This is a genomic window from Agrilactobacillus fermenti, from assembly GCF_047943045.1.
GTDB lineage: Bacteria > Bacillota > Bacilli > Lactobacillales > Lactobacillaceae > Agrilactobacillus > Agrilactobacillus fermenti.
Genome location: NZ_CP181347.1, coordinates 20,803 through 38,810 on the forward strand (window position 1 = coordinate 20,803; position 18,008 = coordinate 38,810).

The 18,008-nt window shown below is 40.2% G+C and carries 10 protein-coding genes and 1 pseudogene; 2 read left to right on the forward strand and 9 right to left on the reverse strand.

The window, feature by feature from the left end; all coding sequences use genetic code 11:
- Positions 1-530 precede the first annotated feature (530 nt).
- Positions 531-1,889 (forward strand): ammonium transporter, encoded by a 1,359-nt coding sequence (locus tag ACNAN0_RS00130; protein WP_230913351.1) that lies wholly within the window; start codon positions 531-533, stop codon positions 1,887-1,889.
- 314 nt (positions 1,890-2,203) lie between these two features.
- On the opposite strand, the gene ACNAN0_RS00135 is transcribed toward ACNAN0_RS00130, so the two are convergent.
- Positions 2,204-2,416 (reverse strand): helix-turn-helix domain-containing protein, encoded by a 213-nt coding sequence (locus ACNAN0_RS00135; RefSeq protein ID WP_230913352.1) that lies wholly within the window; start codon positions 2,414-2,416, stop codon positions 2,204-2,206.
- An 11-nt stretch (positions 2,417-2,427) separates the two neighbouring features.
- Positions 2,428-2,901: a DUF2975 domain-containing protein gene (locus ACNAN0_RS00140; protein ID WP_416353511.1), complete on the reverse strand. Its 474-nt coding sequence runs from the start codon at positions 2,899-2,901 to the stop codon at positions 2,428-2,430.
- 196 nt (positions 2,902-3,097) lie between these two features.
- Between ACNAN0_RS00140 and ACNAN0_RS00145 the strand changes: the two genes are divergently transcribed.
- Positions 3,098-4,330: an MFS transporter gene (locus tag ACNAN0_RS00145; protein ID WP_416353512.1), complete on the forward strand. Its 1,233-nt coding sequence runs from the start codon at positions 3,098-3,100 to the stop codon at positions 4,328-4,330.
- Between the two features lie 522 nt (positions 4,331-4,852).
- Here the strand turns inward: ACNAN0_RS00145 and ACNAN0_RS00150 are convergent.
- From ACNAN0_RS00150 to ACNAN0_RS00180, 7 genes and pseudogenes are all read right to left on the reverse strand, one after another.
- Positions 4,853-5,581 (reverse strand): annotated as a pseudogene (locus tag ACNAN0_RS00150) (ISL3 family transposase); the annotation flags it as partial.
- On the reverse strand, positions 5,515-6,117 hold the full coding sequence (locus ACNAN0_RS00155; RefSeq protein ID WP_416353513.1) for a hypothetical protein: 603 nt from the start codon (positions 6,115-6,117) through the stop codon (positions 5,515-5,517). The gene ACNAN0_RS00155 and the pseudogene ACNAN0_RS00150, both read right to left, overlap by 67 nt.
- Positions 6,118-6,333: 216 nt before the next feature.
- The gene (locus ACNAN0_RS00160) at positions 6,334-6,453 is read right to left on the reverse strand and encodes a putative metal homeostasis protein (RefSeq protein WP_230913355.1); all 120 of its coding nucleotides are present in this window, start codon (positions 6,451-6,453) and stop codon (positions 6,334-6,336) included.
- 191 nt (positions 6,454-6,644) lie between these two features.
- Complete coding sequence (locus ACNAN0_RS00165) at positions 6,645-11,723, reverse strand: hypothetical protein (RefSeq protein ID WP_416353514.1); 5,079 nt, start codon at positions 11,721-11,723, stop codon at positions 6,645-6,647.
- Positions 11,724-11,774: 51 nt separating this feature from the next.
- Complete coding sequence (gene dptF / locus ACNAN0_RS00170; protein WP_416353515.1) at positions 11,775-13,631, reverse strand: DNA phosphorothioation-dependent restriction protein DptF; 1,857 nt, start codon at positions 13,629-13,631, stop codon at positions 11,775-11,777.
- 282 nt (positions 13,632-13,913) lie between these two features.
- A complete protein-coding gene (locus ACNAN0_RS00175) occupies positions 13,914-17,309 on the reverse strand; it encodes an MMPL family transporter (RefSeq protein ID WP_416353516.1) in 3,396 nt (1,131 codons plus the stop codon).
- A gap of 21 nt (positions 17,310-17,330) precedes the next feature.
- Positions 17,331-17,885: a TetR/AcrR family transcriptional regulator gene (locus ACNAN0_RS00180; RefSeq protein WP_230913359.1), complete on the reverse strand. Its 555-nt coding sequence runs from the start codon at positions 17,883-17,885 to the stop codon at positions 17,331-17,333.
- Positions 17,886-18,008 lie beyond the last annotated feature (123 nt).

Genomic DNA, 18,008 nt, shown 5'->3' on the forward strand with positions numbered 1-18,008 from the left:
GAAATTTTTTTGCAATAAAAAAACCGGAATGCTTGGGGGAACATTCCGGTTACATTGATCTTTAAGGGAGGAAGGAAAATGAAGAAAATTTTAGTTTTAATTTTAATATGTCAATCGCTTACCGACTAATGACCATCGCATCAGCTCCTTGTGACAATGAATACCAATTGCTTCTTTAGTAGTTGTTTTCATAGATACTGTGCTAATGAATTAGCGGATCACCTCACTTATTTGATGATGACTCTATCATAACGGCTGAATGTGAATAAATTGTTATAAAAATAGCCTAGCACTGTGAAGAATATGTAACGAAAATATTTTAATTTAATGTTAGGTTAACTTACATGACAAGTAAATGGACAAAAAAAGTTTTCAGAAAAAATTTTATTAAGCAAGCCTTTTATAATGGTATCTTCGACAAATAGACCGTAAATAAAGCGGATGACACGGTGAAAAAAGTAATGGTATACCCATTTTTATTGTGTTAGTATAGCTTACATAATAAATCTGAATCAGATGGGGGTATATTTATGAATGGTGCGAATACAGCATTTGTGTTAACTTCAAGTATTTTGGTTTTGTTCATGACACCTGGATTAGCCTTTTTTTACGGCGGTTTAGTTTCACGGCGTAATGTTGTGAATACAATGTTTTCTGTATTCTTTATTTGTGGTATTGCAGCACTACTTTGGGTTGCCTTTGGATATGATCTTTCATTCAATAATAATATTGGCGGTATTGTCGGCACTGTTTCACACTGGTTCTTGGGCGGTTTGAATTTAGCCGCATTAACCACGAATAAGATACCTACAGGCGTCTATATGCTTTTTCAGTTGATGTTTGCAATTATTACGCCAGCCTTATTTGTCGGCGCCGTTGTGGGTCGATTACGGTTTAACTTCTTGATGTGGTTCATCGTTTTATGGTCGTTATTTGTTTATTATCCATTAGTACATATGGTTTGGAGTCCACATGGCTTATTAGCTGGTTTGGGGGTCTTAGATTTTGCCGGAGGAACTGTTGTTCATATTAATGCTGGGATTACAGCTTTGGTATTATCCATTTTCTTGGGGAAACGCTTAGATTATGGCAAACAAGAAGAACATTATAATATTCCGTGGGTTTTATTAGGGACAGCAATTCTTTGGATTGGTTGGTACGGCTTTAATGCTGGTTCAGCACTTGGCATCAATAACGTTGCCGTTCAGGCTGCGATTACCTCAACCGTTTCAACTGCGGCAGCGATGATCACTTGGATGGTTCTGGATATCATTCGCACTGGCAAACCAACATTGGTTGGTGTTTGTACTGGAACGTTGTGTGGGCTAGTCGGAATTACACCAGCGGCTGGTTATGTCACGGTGGCGGGGTCATTTTGGATCGGTTTGATCGCAACAAGTGTGAGTTACCTCTGGGTTAATGTGATCAAAGGCAAGATCGGTGTTGATGATACTTTAGATGCTTTTGGCTGCCACGGTGTTTCAGGGATTGTTGGTAGTATTTTGACTGGTGTGTTTGCAACTAAAGCCGTTAATCCACTTGTAACACATGAAGGTTTGATTTATGGTGGCTCGGCGCATTTGTTCATGGGGCAGTTGTTGGGCACTGTGATCACAATCGTTATCGTGGCGGTAATGGTCACTGCAATTACCGCTGGTCTACGACTGGTCGTGCGGATGCGTGTCGATGAAGCTGAAGAACGGACGGGTCTAGATATGGGGGAACACGGTGAGGCGGTTGACTATACGATCTCACTGTCGGCTGAGTTAGATGCCTTTAAAGAAGACACGAAAGACGTCATGACATTTCCAGATGAATTTAAAGGTCAGTTAGGTAGATTTGATACGACAACCACAAACCTACGTGAGCGGCCGACTAAAAGTCATTGAACCTAGAATGAAATAAATCGTTATGGTTTGGCACACAGTTAAACTAAAAATTGATAAATAAAATTAACACTTGACTAATCGTAGGAAAGGGGCCGGGACAAAAATAACGTTTTGTCTACGGCCCCGATTATTTCACGAACAATTTTATTTTAAACGTGTTCCAAAAGGCAACACCCTCACCTAACCACGAATGGCTCAAATGGAAAGCCCACCATTTTTCACAATTCTTGTTAGTGCTCAGGTGCTGAGCGCCTTTTGTCCCACTCTCTTTTTTCATACAGCTAATTTTATTTAAGGATACCAAATAATTTATGTTACTCATGCTCTGGCTGATAAGCTAAGAGATCTCCCGGTTGACAATCAAGCGCTTGACACAGAGCGGATAAGGTGGAAAAACGAATGGCTTTTGCTTTGCCGGTTTTGAGAATCGATAAATTAGCCATGGTAATGCCTACTTGATTGGAAAGCTCAGTTAGCGACATTTTGCGCTTGGCTAGCATAACATCAATGTTTACAATGATTGCCATTAATTCCCCTCCTAAACTGTTAAGTCGTGCTCGTGTTTTAAAGCGATGGCTGATCGCAATAGTTTTTCGATCGTTGAGACAAAAACAGCTACGACAAATGGTACCGCAACGATACCAAGACCGATGACCATTAGTCCAGGCGCATCACCTGTATCAGCAAGACGATAAACAAAAGGCAAAGTCCCCCACAAATCAACAAACATCAGTAACGTAAGCACTTTGATCCGTTGAACATCGGTCAAGGCTGTCGTTGAAAAAGGCTGACTTTGGTCGATCAGTTTCAGTAAGCGGTAAATAAACAACAGGATGCCCAAGGCCAATAGGGCTGCTAAGTAAAGTGAAACAGCACAAACGATTTTTTCAGGAAACATTTGCTGAACCTGGATTGAATGATGAAGACCAAAGGCTAAAGCGACGCCTAAAAACAAGATGAATAGAGCAATTAAACCTAAAATGATTTTTAATAAAGTTGTTCGGATGTGCATAGAATCACGCCTTTTAGATATTTTAGCCATTATAAGCCTTGAATTTGTGATAATCAATAAAAATATATCGATATTCAATAAATGAGTAATACTTGCAAAGCGGCTGGAGCAAGATGAATGCTTTGTCTACCTGCTTATTCGCTTAAAATGAATCAATCTGGTATGATTATCAGCATAGAAATTTCAGGTGATTATTATGTTGAATAAGCTTGCGAGCTATTTTCGTTCTGGATGGGAACGAAACTTAGCGATTCTTTGGTTTGGCTGTTTCATTACTGGGTTTGGCAATTCAATGACGATGCCATTTATGCCTTTATTTATTGATACTTTAGGGTATTTTTCACCCTGGCAATTGAATGTTTTAAGTGGGGCGGCTTTTTCCATTACATTTTTGGCGAAGGCCATTGTTTCACCGCTTTGGGGGAAATTGGCTGATCGTAAAGGCCGAAAATTAATGTGTTTACGAGCTTCAGGGGTCATGACGATCACAATTACCCTGATAGCACTGACAACTAACGTTTGGATCCTAATTTTACTGCGCGGGATTCAAGGCAGTTTTTCCGGTTATATCAATAATGCTCAGGCGATCGTGGCACAAGAATCACCCAGGTCTAAAAAAGGTCAAGCAATGGGGACGCTTGCGACCGGACAGGTAACTGGGACTTTGCTTGGCCCGCTAATGGGCGGTTTTTTGGCAGATCATTTTGGTTTTCGCGCTGCTTTTTATATTGCTGGTGCGCTTATGTTTGTTGTCTTCTGGACCACGCTATTTTTCGTTCACGAGAACTTCAAGCCAATTGCTGCTACAGCAATGCGCAAGATCAAAACTGTTTTTAAAGAATTACAGGCACCGCGCGTGTTGTTTGGGGTTTTTCTGACCACATTGGTCGTTCAAGCCTCAGCTAGTTCGATCCAACCGATCGTTAGTTTGTTCGTTAGACAATTACTACATGGGCACGGCGATGTGGCTTCCGTTTCTGGGGTAGTCGCTGCTGCTCCAGGGATGGCAACCTTGATTGCAGCCTCGATCATGGGCCGGATCATTGATCGGGTCGGGGCGCAAAAGATTTTAGTGATTGGTTTGGTAACCGCGTCGATTGTTTTGGTACCAATGATTTTTTTACAAAATGTAAAACAATTTATCTTTTTAAGATTTTTATTTGGTATCTCCGATGCCGCGGTTATTCCAGCCTATCAAACCTTGATGACATTGAACTCACCTCAAGATGCCTTTGGGCGTATTTTTAGTTATTCCCAGTCGTTTCAGGCAATGGGTAGTGTGGTTGGTCCGATGTTGGGGTCTTTGATTGCCAGTTTAGCTGGCTATCGCAGTGTTTTTGTGCTGACTTTAGGCTTAGAAATTATTTGTTTGATCTATGTTATTTTTGCAGCTAAGTATCCTAAGAAAAAAGTTGATAGCGTAAATTAAAATGAACGGCATTATCTTTTCATGTGTCGTCTATTAAAAAATTGAGATTAGAAAAATACCGCCCTAATTGCTAACATGTTTGTCTAGCAACTAGGGCGGTATTTTTAATGAAAGCAAAAGTAGTAACTTGACCAAAAGAAGGAATAATGACAGCTCTACTAACTATTAAAAACTAATCTCCTCTGTTCTTATATAAAAAGTAGACCCTTAAGATCCCAAGCACGATAAATATCAAAATTAAAAGTGCTTTATTTATGGATGGAAACAATGCAAATACACCAGTACATGCTACAAATAAAATAAAAATATTAACTATAATCATCAAAACGGATTTCAAAAAATTCACCTCGTAAATCGCTATTTTGGTTAGAGGATTGGTTTAAATTAAAAAAGGTTCTTTGTCAATGAGTGTTGGTGAACATTTTTTATAAAGATTTTGAGAGGTTAGATCTTAATCGGTCTAACTTTTTTGTTACCATCAAGTAATGGCCTGCCAGCCTTTGGCTGGACTGCTTTATTTATTTAGATATGGGCGAATTGCAGGTATATTCTGAGTTTGAAATTCCGTTGACTTCTAAAACCATAGCTGGTACGTTTGATCTCTTTGATTTTATGATTAGCCCCTTCAATTGGACCATTGGAGTAGTCGTAACGACAACTATTGAGGAGTGCCTGCCAATGTATTTTAAGACTTCTGATAGTCGTATCCATTTCATTGTGTAACGGTCGGTAGTTATTCAAGACTGCTTTCAAGGCTGTCGCATCACGATCGTGAACTGCTGAGTAAATGCTTTGGTAAACTTCATAAGTTTGTTTGAAGGTCTCATCTAAGCTCAAAGCAAGATGGACTAGATTGACATCGGTATCGTAATAACCAACTGCCGGGTGATAACTCGGTTTTTTGGCTTCCAAAGTTTTAGCATCACGCAAGAAAATACGCCAGTTAGATTTAAGTAATTTATATTCTCTGGAACTGCGTTTCTGTTGTTTCATCAACTGCTTACGACAGGTATTCAAAGCACGATTAGCCATATTGATGATATGGAAACGATCGATAATGATCTGTACATTGGGAAATACAGCTGGAATAAAATTGATGTAGGCCGCATTCAGATCAACGACGATACTTTTAACTTTTAGTCGCTCGGCTAAAGGAAAACCTAAGAAGTAATCCTTGAGTGTCGCTATCCGACGTGAAGGCAGGACAGCCCCAAGGGCATGGCTCTGGGCATCCATCCAGATAAAGCTATAGGTGTCTGTTGCTTTGAATTCGTCGAAACAAAGATGCTCTGGTAAATAATTCCGCTTTCTTGAAGGGAGTAGGCGTTATCTTGGATCAAGATCCGTTGGACTGAAGCGCTTGAGATATGATAGCGCTGGGCAATAGTTTTGAGTGATGTGTTGATACGAGCATCTAGGGTGATCGCCCAGTGAACTGGTCGAGTGATCGAACAATGAGCTGCCACAACCTCAGTTTTTGCCATAAAAGTCGTTCGGCATTGCTTGCACAGATAACGTTGTTTTTTCAATTCCAAATAGACCGGTTGTCGTGTAGCCGTCACATTAGGTAATTTTAACCGACAGGTTTTCGTCCCATATTTGATCAAACTGCCTTCAAAGCCACAGTTTACGCAACGGGTTTCCTGGCTTTCTAGCTTGGCATGGTAAACAGCAGCACGTTCACCTTTGATCTTTTTCGTTTCAAAAGGCAGATTTTCATCAAATTTTATATTTCTATCCTTGATTCCTAAAACATTTTCTGTAAAATCAGTAGTAGGGAACATCATTCATCCTTCTTTCAATTGGTTTTAGACGACTTGATTGTAACATAGGAACATGGTGTTCCTTTTTTGTGTCTCAAAATTGGTATAAAAATAAGGTGCCAGTGGACTAACGTCCACCAACACCAAAAAGTATAGAACCTTAAAAAACCAGCACCTTTTGGGTACTGGTTGGTAAGAAGTTTATAGTTTCAAAACAAACGACGTATTAAATCACTGAACTTAAGCAGTTTTGCCATTGCGTTTGAATTGTTTGATTAATTTTAATGCTCGTTTACGAGTCTTAATATTCTTACTTTGTATATTGCGTTGTGCTGTGGCCATATCTGTTTTTTCAGTCATAAAAACACACCTCCATTAATCGCAAGAATAGTTATACTACTTTAACTTACAAAATACAAGTGCTATAAATTAAACCACATTACGAAGCTGGCCGCAAAGTGCAGGAATGCCACCAACATAGGGCTGGCCATTTAGAACAACAGTTTTTTAGACAATGATGACTTGAAGTCATGTAATTTGAGGTGTGGTGTTCAATGCATATCTAATTGAGCAGTGATCAAATCGGGTAAAAGCTGATGATTGATCCATAGTCTGCCAGCAATGAGATAAGTGTGATCGGTCAATTTGGTAAGTAATTGTGTCAGATTGCTATATTCTTTAAGTGTTTTGGCTTTGATTTTTGCAAATAACAGTTCTTTTTCTTCAGACATCTTGAAGAAAAGCTCTGTCTCAAAATCGTGAGTCATTAAAATTGAATCCGTTGTCGGTTCATAGTGCGGATTATTCAAGATCAACGAAAGACCATATTGACTGCCTTGTTCCAAGGCGCGGGCGATTGGGACTGATTGATCAAGATTTAAAATGCTGGTGTCATCCATGAAAATCGGTAATGGATGGTAGGCATTTCCATAAGTGACAGACTCAGTCAATAAATTATTCAGCATATAGTCAATAATAAACGTGCGCAATTTTGGTGGATAATGTTGGCACTTGATCACAAATAAGTGACCATCGCCATTGAAGAATTCACGCCAATGAAATTCAGACTGATAAGTGAACGGATCATGGCTGATCAATTCAGCCAATTTAGCAAGTAACTTTTGATCTGACAAATAGTCTGGCAAATCGGTAAAGCGAAAAGTATCGGGTTGTTTTGTTAGACCATTGGAAATTGCCTGGATCAGCTGTTCAGTTTCATTGCTGGTCAGTTTAAAAGCAGAACGTAATAATGAGACAACCTGGTTGATCAGAGCTAGTAAAGTATTAGTAGAAGGATGATCCGTCAAGGTTTGGCGAATCACGGCAAAAGGATCTAAACGAATTGCCATTTGATCTAGGTCGTTGAAGGTAATTTTATCAAAATCCGCATCATCAAAGTAAGCCATGTGCGCCTCATCCGTGATCAAGGCGACCATACTGATTTTTACTTGGGTAAATTGTTTTAAGAGCTGACGAATGAAAGCCATTTTTACCGAACTATTATCGCCAAACATCAATAGATGGCGATCGGTCAGTTCTGGATTGGAATAGGCCCAATTGACCATCATTTGATTCGTCATACTGCGGCCGAGATAGAACTGGGTAGCCGCTTGATTGAGATTTTTAGCTGTTAGTAGGCGATGCTCAATATTGGTTTCTGGCGTAACGGGGTGCACTTGGTTCAGATGGCTAACGTTACCCATAGTTTCGTTGGCAATAATTTTTTGATCTTGAGAGCTTTGCTGAATTACTGAAGGCGATTGTTGCTGCTGATAACGTTGGCTTAGCAGATCGCTATATTTGAAATCAAAAGCAGCCCCTTGAATTAATTTTTCAATTTGGCGGCGATCTTCTAAACCGTAAGTATAAATGTCGTTGTTAGGAACTTTGACTTCAAGCAGGGCATCATGATGCTCAACTGTTCTAAAGTGCGTTGTTGCGTTAGCTGTAAAGCGAAGGGCGTGGGCCTCTAAACCATCGAGATCAGCTATTAATTCAAAGTGCGCATTAAACAGGCGATCTTTTAACGGCTCCAAGCGTTGCTTTTTTGTTTGGTCGACATCTTGTCTGGGCAGTTGTTTTAAACTGGTATAGAAAAGTTTTCCGAGAAAAATTTTGATGTAATCTGTGAGAAATGACGTATCTAATTGATTCAGAGCGGCTGCTAAATTGGCTTTTGCAAAAGGGTGTCGGCCAATCAAAATTGGAAGAATATAAAATTGAATTACCTTGGAATCGCTTAAATTCAGGCCCATTAGCAATAAATCGCTATTTGTTAAACCAAAGTGGGTCAAGTTTTTAGCTGTAAAAGGCATGCCTCGAGCGGTCAAACCAAAATCCTTAGCATAGCGTTTGAATACGCTAATACTGATGGGTACCCAAATAAAGTCGGGATGATAGAGTAGACCACTAATTTCCTTATACGCCGTGATCTGCTTAAGCCCAGTTTGTAAAATATTTTGGTGATTATAAGTATGCCAATAATCATTAAATAGATTTGTATAGGCTAATAGATCACGTTGTTGCTTTTTAGTAGGTTCAATTTGATATGCTGCCAAATATTGCTGCCATTGATGCTGCTGGTTGGTATTTTTAGTCACGGCTACGACATCAAAATTAACTGGATCCGCAACATGATAGCGGGTCAAGTTGAAGGTCGCGTCAGTCTCCAGTGCGTCGATCAAAGGTGCGCCAGGTTCAAAAATCAACGTCTGGTTACTGCTGGAAAGCAAGGCTTCAGTCTCAGCTTCGTTAGGATCATGGGTATACATGGCCCAAATATCATTGAGAATATAAGGTGACAGATAGTTACGATTCATCATGGCTAAACTATTCCACTTTGCCGCAAAGTCGATCAAAGATGCCGACGAATCTGCGTTTTTAGTTCCGAAGCCTTGAATGGGGACACCGCGAACCTTAGTGGTTTGTGCATTTGGAATCAGACCGTTTAAAGCATAACTAGGTTCCAAATTAGTGTTCAGCTGATGGACCTCATGTAATACACGCTGAGGTTGGAAGAAAGTAATATGAAAGGCTTCATCTAAAGGCATATCGTCGTTGAAATAAATGGCTAAATTGTTTTGCATGATTTGAATCAATTTTTGCCAGGTTTCGTCTGAAAATTGAGCATAGTCGATCTGATACCCAAGCAGTTTCGCCAATTCTGAGCGTGTATGGATTTGCAAAAACGCTTCGATGATCTGGTTATCGGCACTTTTTTCAAAATGCAGTTCTAGCGGGGTAACTTCACCCAGCGGACTTTTTTTGAAGTCATTGATGAAAAAGCGCACGATGCTGTTTAAAATTGTGGCGTCTGGCCGAATATGGATGAAGCGAATTTTCAAAGGCTGCTGTTGTAATACTTGCAACAAGAATTCATGATTTTCTTTGTAATTGGTTAAGATATGACTCAAAATCGGGGCATAGTTAGATTTTAAGTGATGTTTTTGCTGTGACGTATAGCGGAGCCAATGATTAGAAAAGGTCCGATCAGCCTGATAAATCTGATTATTTAAAATTAAGTAGGGCATCAATCCAGCAGCTGATAGTTGCGCTTGAATCGTTTCATTTAAAGCACTTGTAGCTAAACGCTTGTTATAGTACAGCTGATAAGCTAATAATAGCGGCGAGAAAGGTGATAAATAAAATGAATGATCAGACCAAACGGCCCCAATATAAAATAAGTTAATGATTTGTTGAGGTAAGCCATTATCGTTATTGTGGGTTGATAGGTGTGCTGAGACTTGATCCAAGAATTGCTGTACGGTCACTTGAAAATAACGCGGCCAGTTGGACAGGCTTAAGAGGCGATCATGGTCCATCAGGGTTTGAGCTAATTGTTCCAACGTTAATTGAATGTCATCTGGTAAATTTAGCTCTTGGGCTTGAAAATTACCGTTAGCGTCAAGTTTGCCATAAAATTTTTGTTGCTGGACCATTTGCTGTTCCAAGGCATACCAATGTTGCTGTGAAGCGTTCAAATAATAAGCCTTATCATCATCGATCAATTTATTTTGATCAAAAAACAAGCCATGTCTTGATCGACGGCGTAGATTCTCAATCTGATAATTATTTAAAAAGTGCTTCACGATGGGCTCATAATGCAGTTGGAATTTCAATGGTATGAGGTGTTCAAAAATATTGGGCAGCATGACAGTAAAATGGACCTGAGCCGTTTGCTCCAAGAGCGGCGCAAAATCCAATTGAGTGGTCTGGCTAATAAAGAATTCATGTAGTTTATGTTGTGAGACCGAAATTTTAGTACTAGCCTGGCTGTTGCCATTCAAGAAAGTGACCGATGGTGTATCCGAATGGATTTGGATGGCATAATCACCATGGGCAGCTACTGATAAACTGAAGGCAGATGCGATAGTTGTTAAGTGGCGTGGATCCATTGGTAAGACAGCAATTTTAAAAATTAACGGCAGTTTGATAGCTTCAGCTTTGTAATAAATTTGACCATAGTAAACTTGCCGGGTGTCAGCTTTGTCTAAATTCAAAACCAATAATCGATCTACGACTTTGATAGCACCAGTAAGCGGCTCTTTACCCTTAAACAGGAATGAATTTTCAAAAATAAGCCCACTTGTGTTCAACTCAGAATTGAAGGGCAGCCGAATCACGAGGCTGTTATTTTGCTCAGAAGGTTTAACAAAAGCTAAAATACTGTATTCTTGGGCAGAATGCAGCTGCGCTTGTTCATCATTAAAGTGACGTTGCTGTACCCAGAAGTTAAGGTGCCGGTTCAATTTTTCGAGTTTGGCAACTTGAAGTTGTACCGTTGAAAAAGTTTGGTTCAAGAAATTTTGCCGGGCCGTATTCACTTCGTTAAATGGCCGTTCCTGCCAGTTAGTTGCAAAATGAGCAAATTCTGTAGGATCTTCAAACGAAAGGTAGTTCTCAAGCTGATGATTTGGATCTTGCTTGCTTAAAATATGCTGGATTTCGAGATGCAGCTTATGATTTTGCTGGATCCGTTTATTGGCGGTCATATGATTAGCCGTGCGCAGTTCTGCATCATAGAAGTAGCCGTGCTGTTGGTAATCTTTTGCCAGTAGCGTCTTCTTTTGCAATAAATTATAAATTTCTGCTAGTTCAGCCAATGGCTCTTTGGCTTGTTTATGTGGCGTGCGCCGTAAGATGTCAGTTACTAAGTCTTTCTCGCCGATTTTAAGCTGAGAAAGGCCCCTCAAGGTTTCAAGGCTTTTCAAAACTTGTTTGATATTTAGCGGCCCACCGTTATCACTTAGATCACGCGCATTATAAATAATGGCTGGAAATGGCTTAGCTGTTAAATAAATTAAAATGGCATTGGCGAACGGTCCTTGCTGAGTGCTTAATTCGCTTTGCAAGTGGATCAAAAATCCAGGATTGGCTTCTTGATCAAACGGTACAATGATGGCCTTTTGATCCCTTTTGGTGAGGGCAATGGTGTGATAAACATTTTGACCAGCATAAAAGTCAAATGGTGCAATGGTGATCTTATTCGTTTTGGTTAATTGTTGGTAAAGTTGAGCGACAGTACTTTGGTGTTTTAATAATAGATAGAACCGACTGCCATTGTTAAACGTGCCATCATGGAACCAATTTGTTAGTTGTTCAACTAAAAAGTTAAAATACCCCTCACGCAAATTGAATCCCTCCCCAGTGAATTTACAGATGGTATTATTGTTCGTTAAAAATTAGTCTACCCGAGTATCATAATTAAAGTTTAGGTTTGTAAAGAGATCGGTTAAAAAAGAGCTGAAAGCTAAGTGGTGCTGACGATCGCTTGGTGACAGGACATAGTTTTGGTCCAGTTTGATAAACAAACGAAATAAACTCAGTGAAATTGGTATTTGAGCCAAGTGTTCGCCAAATTCATCAAAAATAACGCAAAAAACTTTGATCAACCGTCGCTCAGTTGTTAAATAATATACCTTGAGCTGTAACGGAATCGCTAGTTGATGAACCTGGGCCGCCGACTGATCAGACTGTGTTTGACTGTACCAGCGCTGTAAGCCAACAGCGACCAGCTTAGCAAGGTTGGCATCATAATGGTAATTTAACGCATGTGTATAGCTTTTTAAGAACCTAAAATAAACTGGATCTGCAAAAAACTCGTTTTGATGGTCAAAAAGATAAAGCACCCTTAACAACCACCGGGCTAAGGCAATATCCGGTGTATTTTGATCTATCAAAAAGTGATAACTATTTGTAAACCAATGGCTGGGTAAATGATAATGGTTGAGTTGCGCTTGTAGAAAAGCAACTTTGTCATTGGTCTCTTGAAACTGGAGTAAAAGCTGCGTGATCTTTGGATGTTGAAAAGTCACGGGATCGCATTGGTGAAGATCAGTAAGTATTCGAGTTTGTGGCTGTTCAGGAAACATCAAGTTGAAAATTGTATTGTCCAATTTAGCTGTATCCGGTTTTGGTACCACGATATCGTGGAAAAAGGTGAGTAACTCACGAATAGAAAAGACCTTTTGGTTTTCAAGCTGTGACTTGATCAAGGTATATTTGATACTCGTTAAGATTTGTGGGTGCGTTAATAATTGGAAATTACGGTGCAATGGTGAAATGATATTTTGGTCAACGTCCGCTTGGTAAGCCCGGTAAAAAGGATTCTCATAGGCATTTGCGGAAAATATCTTAGCTGTTAATTGATCCAAAAAGTCACTTTGAGTCCCACTAGGTGTCACATCATAAAGTGGTAGGCGATCGATATAGACAAACTGGAACTGAGCCGTGATCAAATCATGGGGTGGTCCGTCTAAGATGTTTGTTGTTTGAATCATATCTATCATTTGAGTAAACGTTCCCAGGCGTTGAGCATGGCGCGCAAAATGTTTAAGCAGTACATCTGGAATGGTCATAATTTGGTGTAAAGGCTGATTACTACGTAGCTGCTGGTCACTAAAACCGTCAAAGTCTCTTAAAAGTTGGTCGTCTAATGAAGTTAACGGATCAAAACTTATACCAGCGCCGTCTTTAATATAAAGATTTGGTAAAGTAAATAATTCAGGATGATAAGCCTGTAAATTTGATAGGAGCTGTGATTTACCTGTACCACTACGACCAATGATCAGTGTTAAAGTATGGCTATTAGCTGGCAGCTGGTTGACAATGCGATTTAAAATAGCTGTGGCTGGGACCGGAACGTTCAGATATTTCTGTAAGTCTGTTAAGTCGGCCTTTCCATTGACAACGGCTTGAGGTGACGAAATATCCAATTGGCCAAAAAGGTGTGCCAGACGACTATGCGTGATTGATTGTCGATTCGATTCAGCCGCTTCTAATTGATAGTAGGCTAGCAGTTGCTGCATGAAAACAATTGTCTCTTGGTTGATCTGACTTGGTTGTGTGACATATCGTTGTACTTTGCGCAATTGATTTAAAGCACGCAAAGAAACTAACTGACTTTGTGTTAGTTCTTGAAGAATATCCTTAAAATAATGTGTGGTTTTAGGTATCGAACCAAGTGATGGAAATTGACTTTTTAACGCTGTAATCAGCGTTTGCAAAAGTTGGTCAAACACCCGTTCAAACTTTTGCATGGCGCTGTTCCCTCCCAAAAAGATTATCTTACGAAATACTAACATTAAAATCACATTATTTTTTCTCATATATTGTTGAAAAATCAACAATATATGCAATAAGGCCGTTATTTTTATAGAAAAATAACATAAATAGTTATAAAAAATAGCAGGGGCCAAAAACAAAACTTAGTCTTGTTTCGGTTCCTGCTATTTATATAAATCAGTTAAATGTACTTGTGATTTCAAAGTATTTCTAAGAACAGAACCACTAATATGAAAAACTTAACATTTAGCCCATATTTATTTGTGGTCAACTGTTGAGTGTTCTTGGTCAGAGTCTGATCGATGTTTCTTAAATGAGAAGCCTTTAAGTGGTGAATCATACGTCAGTTTAATCGTAGCGGACATCATGATTGGAATAATAATCACTAGGATTGCTAAGCCGACCATCACGCCAATCGCCACTTGAATTAAGGTCAATACTCCAGATGGAATCAAAGCTGCAAAGGTACCGGCTAGAATGATCGCAGCAGAGATGACAACAGCACCAATGATCTCTGAAGCTAAGTTCATGCTGAAACCAATATCAAACTTAGGATTTTCCTTTAATTCACGATACTTCATCATTAAGAAGATACTGTAATCAACCCCGAGGGCGATGAGCATGATGAAAGTGAAGAAAGGTGTGTTCCAAGTTAGATCAGCTTGACCTAGCACCAGCTTACTAATTTCGCGAGTGAGACTTAATGAAGTGAAGTAAGCTAATAACAAGGTGCCAATGATATAAATTGGTTGTAGTAAGGAACGGGTGACAAAGATCAGTGCCAGTGAGATCCCAATAATCATGATCGCAGCGGTTCTTAAGAAATCACTGGAAGAGATTTGATACGTATCATTAATCGTAGATGTTTGACCACCGAAGGCTGTTTTAGCATGGTGCAATGGCGTGCCCTTCAATTGACTCTTAACATCGGTGGACATTTGATCAATACGAGACATGGCCTTGGCTGAACTTGGATTATCATCAAGCACGATCGTTAATTTCGTTGTCTTGTAATCAGAAGACATGTAGTTGTTCAATGCTTGTTTGAAAGTTTTACCTTCTAGGACGTTTTTAGGAATGTAGAAACTTTCGGCTGCTTGAGATCGGTCAAATTGATTCATGTATTGATGTGCTGAACCAAGACCACTGTTAACGCTTTGAACCCCATTGGCAGCACTACCCAAGCCAGAACGTAATTGACCTAACATAGCTGTGCTTTGTTGTAGACCTGTGTAAAGTTGCTGTTGCCCATTTTGTAAGGTGCCCAAACCAGTCGTTAATTGTGGGGCTTGACTAGCTAGTTCGCTAGTACCATTACTCAGTTGGCTGGCGCCAGTATTGGCTTGACCAACAGCCGTTTGAACTTGCGTTAAACCACTTGAAAGCTGGTTCAATGCGGTAGCTGCACCAGGTAATGCCACATTAGCATTCTGGGCCAAGTAGGCAACTTGCGTCTTTAATTGGGCCAATTGTGCTTCGGATTGTTGCACTTGCGTTTGTAAGCCACTTTGCTGGATGGCGGTTAAGCTTTGGCCCAAACTCTGGTCGGCAGCGCCAGCTTGCTGTAGATTAGCTGCGACCGATTGTAATTGCTGTTTAAGGCCAGCTGTTTGCTGCGTTGTCGCTGATGCCAAGCCACTAGCCATAGCTTGACTTAAAATTTGCATTTGTGCATCAGTTAGTTGGGCGTTATTCGCTTGAGCAGCAGCTAATATTTGCTGGACTGCTTGAGAACTGTCGGCGCTTCCGGTTCCAGCTGATTGTAAAGCACTGAGGGTTTGACCAGCAGCCTGGACATTATTGCCAATGCTCTGGGCTTGCGTTGCAACATTACCCAAATTATCGGTGATCACGCTAGTATCAATACCGGCAGCACCATTATTTTGAAGGGCTTGGTTTAATTGCTGAATACCAGCGTTAATTTGAGGCAAGCCTTGCTGTAATGCTTGAATCTGGTTGGCATTACTACCAGTGAGCTGGGCACTTAACTGTTGACTTAGGGCGTTCATCCCAGTAGCCAACTGCTGACTACCTGCTTGTAATTGGTCAATGCCACCAGTGAGCTGCTGGCTGCCATTGGTCAATTGATTAGTGCCATCGATCAATGAAGAAACACCAGTCAGCGCTGATTGACCATTATTTTGACCTAGCTGTTCTGTTGCACCATTGAGGCCCTTATGAATGGTACCCAGCCCTTTTTGACCTTGAGATAGACCTTTGCCTAAGGTATGCACTTGATCTTTTACATAGAGTGCTTTGATTTTAGAACCACCTGGTTGGGTGACGGAAGCGACCGTTTTGACACCAGGTTCTTTTTGCAAGCTCTGAGTCAAATCGTCGATCGTTTTTAGATATTCTTCTTGGTTCAGCCGTTTATTGCTTTGAATGTAAAGTGTGGTTGGTTCGGCCGTCCCTTTAGAGAAATGTTTTTGAACCACGTCAAACCCTTGCTTAGCAGGGACATCATTACCTAGTTCATGAAGATTATCGTAGTCCAAACTACTGTTATAATTGAAGATGAACGGGACGGTCACTAGTAGAACGAGTAATAAACTAACGATCGGGTGGAAGATACTTTTCTCAGAAAGAAAGTTCCAAAACTTGCTGGTTGAATGGCCAGAAAAGTTCTTTGCTGGCCAAAACATGCGCTTGCCTAACCAAGTCATGAAGAAAGGGTTCAAAGTTAATAGAACGACTAGTAAAACAGCGACCCCAACGGCCACACCTAGACCTGATTGGTAGATTGAGAATTTAGCTAATCCTAGAGCAGTAAAGCCAATCAGCACTGAAGAACCTGAGTACAAAATAGTTTTGCCCGCTGTTTTACGCGCCCGTTTGGTGGCAGTCCAATTGTCGTAGCCCGCCGCCAGTTCTTCTTTAAACTGGTCATATAGTAAGATATTGTAGTCGGTCCCGATCCCAAATAAGACGATGACAATAAAGACTTGAGTAAAGTCTGATAATGGGAAGTTGAAATACTGCACGAGATTCATCACAATACTTAAAGAAACGATGAAAGAAACTCCAACGGTTAACAAGGAGATCAGCGGCACGATCGGTGATCGGAAGACGATAATCAAAACGATAAAGATAAAGATTGCCGCAATGACTTCAGTTTTTTGAATACCACGCTGAGTTTTTTGACTAAATTCTTCATTTAGGATATCGGCACCGGTCACATAACTTTTAACACCCGCTGTTCTAACGGCGCTGGATAATTCTTGATTGACTTGGTTGACTGTGCCATGGTCTTTAGCAACCAAAATTTGAACAATTTGGGTAGATTTATCTTTTGAAATCAATTGCTTTTTGGTCTCAGCATTATCATTTGGGGCTGTAATAGATTTGATGCCATATTTTTTGGCATGACGGTCCAAGCGATGGATCGTGGTTTCGATATTTTCCTTTTGGGTCGGCGTCAAGGCCTTATTGCCATTATTGAAAACGGCAACAATTTGTCGGGTGTTGCCTTGACCACGGCCCCAATCCTTTTGGATCGCGTTGGCAACTTGGCTTTGCGCAGTATCTGGGATCTTGGTCTGCCCCTTATCGCGAATTAAGCCGGAAATGTTAGGCAGCATTAGGACTGCGGCAATCACTAAAATGATCCAAGCAACTAATGAGCCCACATGATTGTGTAAAAAGCGGCGCATATTAACAATTCACCTCGAGATTTATTTGTCTGCTAGCAATAGATTTAGGGTATGTTCAAAACTTTGATCAGGATCTTGATCCTCAGGTTTGAAGTAGCCCATGATCTCAATAGCCGTAAAACCAATGATGGCACTAGAAAAGCTACGTGCAAAAGCAATCTGTTCTTGTTTGGATAGTTCAAGTGTTTGGACGAGTTGATCTAAAATATTTAAGATCTTAGCCATTGCTTGGCGAAAAGCAGAGTTTTGACCGTAATTTTGAATGTAGTAAATAATGGTAACAAGCTGGCCCTGTGCGCGGAAGTAGCTGTGGATCACTTCACCAAAGCTCCGCAAAGCGGCCTTACCAGTTAAACCCACCAGCTCTTGGATAATAACTTGATAGAGATCATCCATAAAATTTTGCCCCATGGATTCAATGAGGTCATTGGTATTTTTGAAGTAGTTATAAAGTGACTGTGAGCGGATATCCAGGCGCTTCGCTAATTTAGGAAAGGTTAGTTTTTCAAAACCAGACTCTTTGACCAACGCGGCTGCTTCTGCCATCACTTTTTGTTTATCTAATGTACGTTTCATCTAGGCACCTCCTTACCTTTTTTCTGGAAGCAAAAAGTATTGTAACACTACAATGAGTTGAAATCAATCTACAACGTGTAGAAAATATTGTAAAAAATGCGGGCGAAAACAAAACGTTAATTT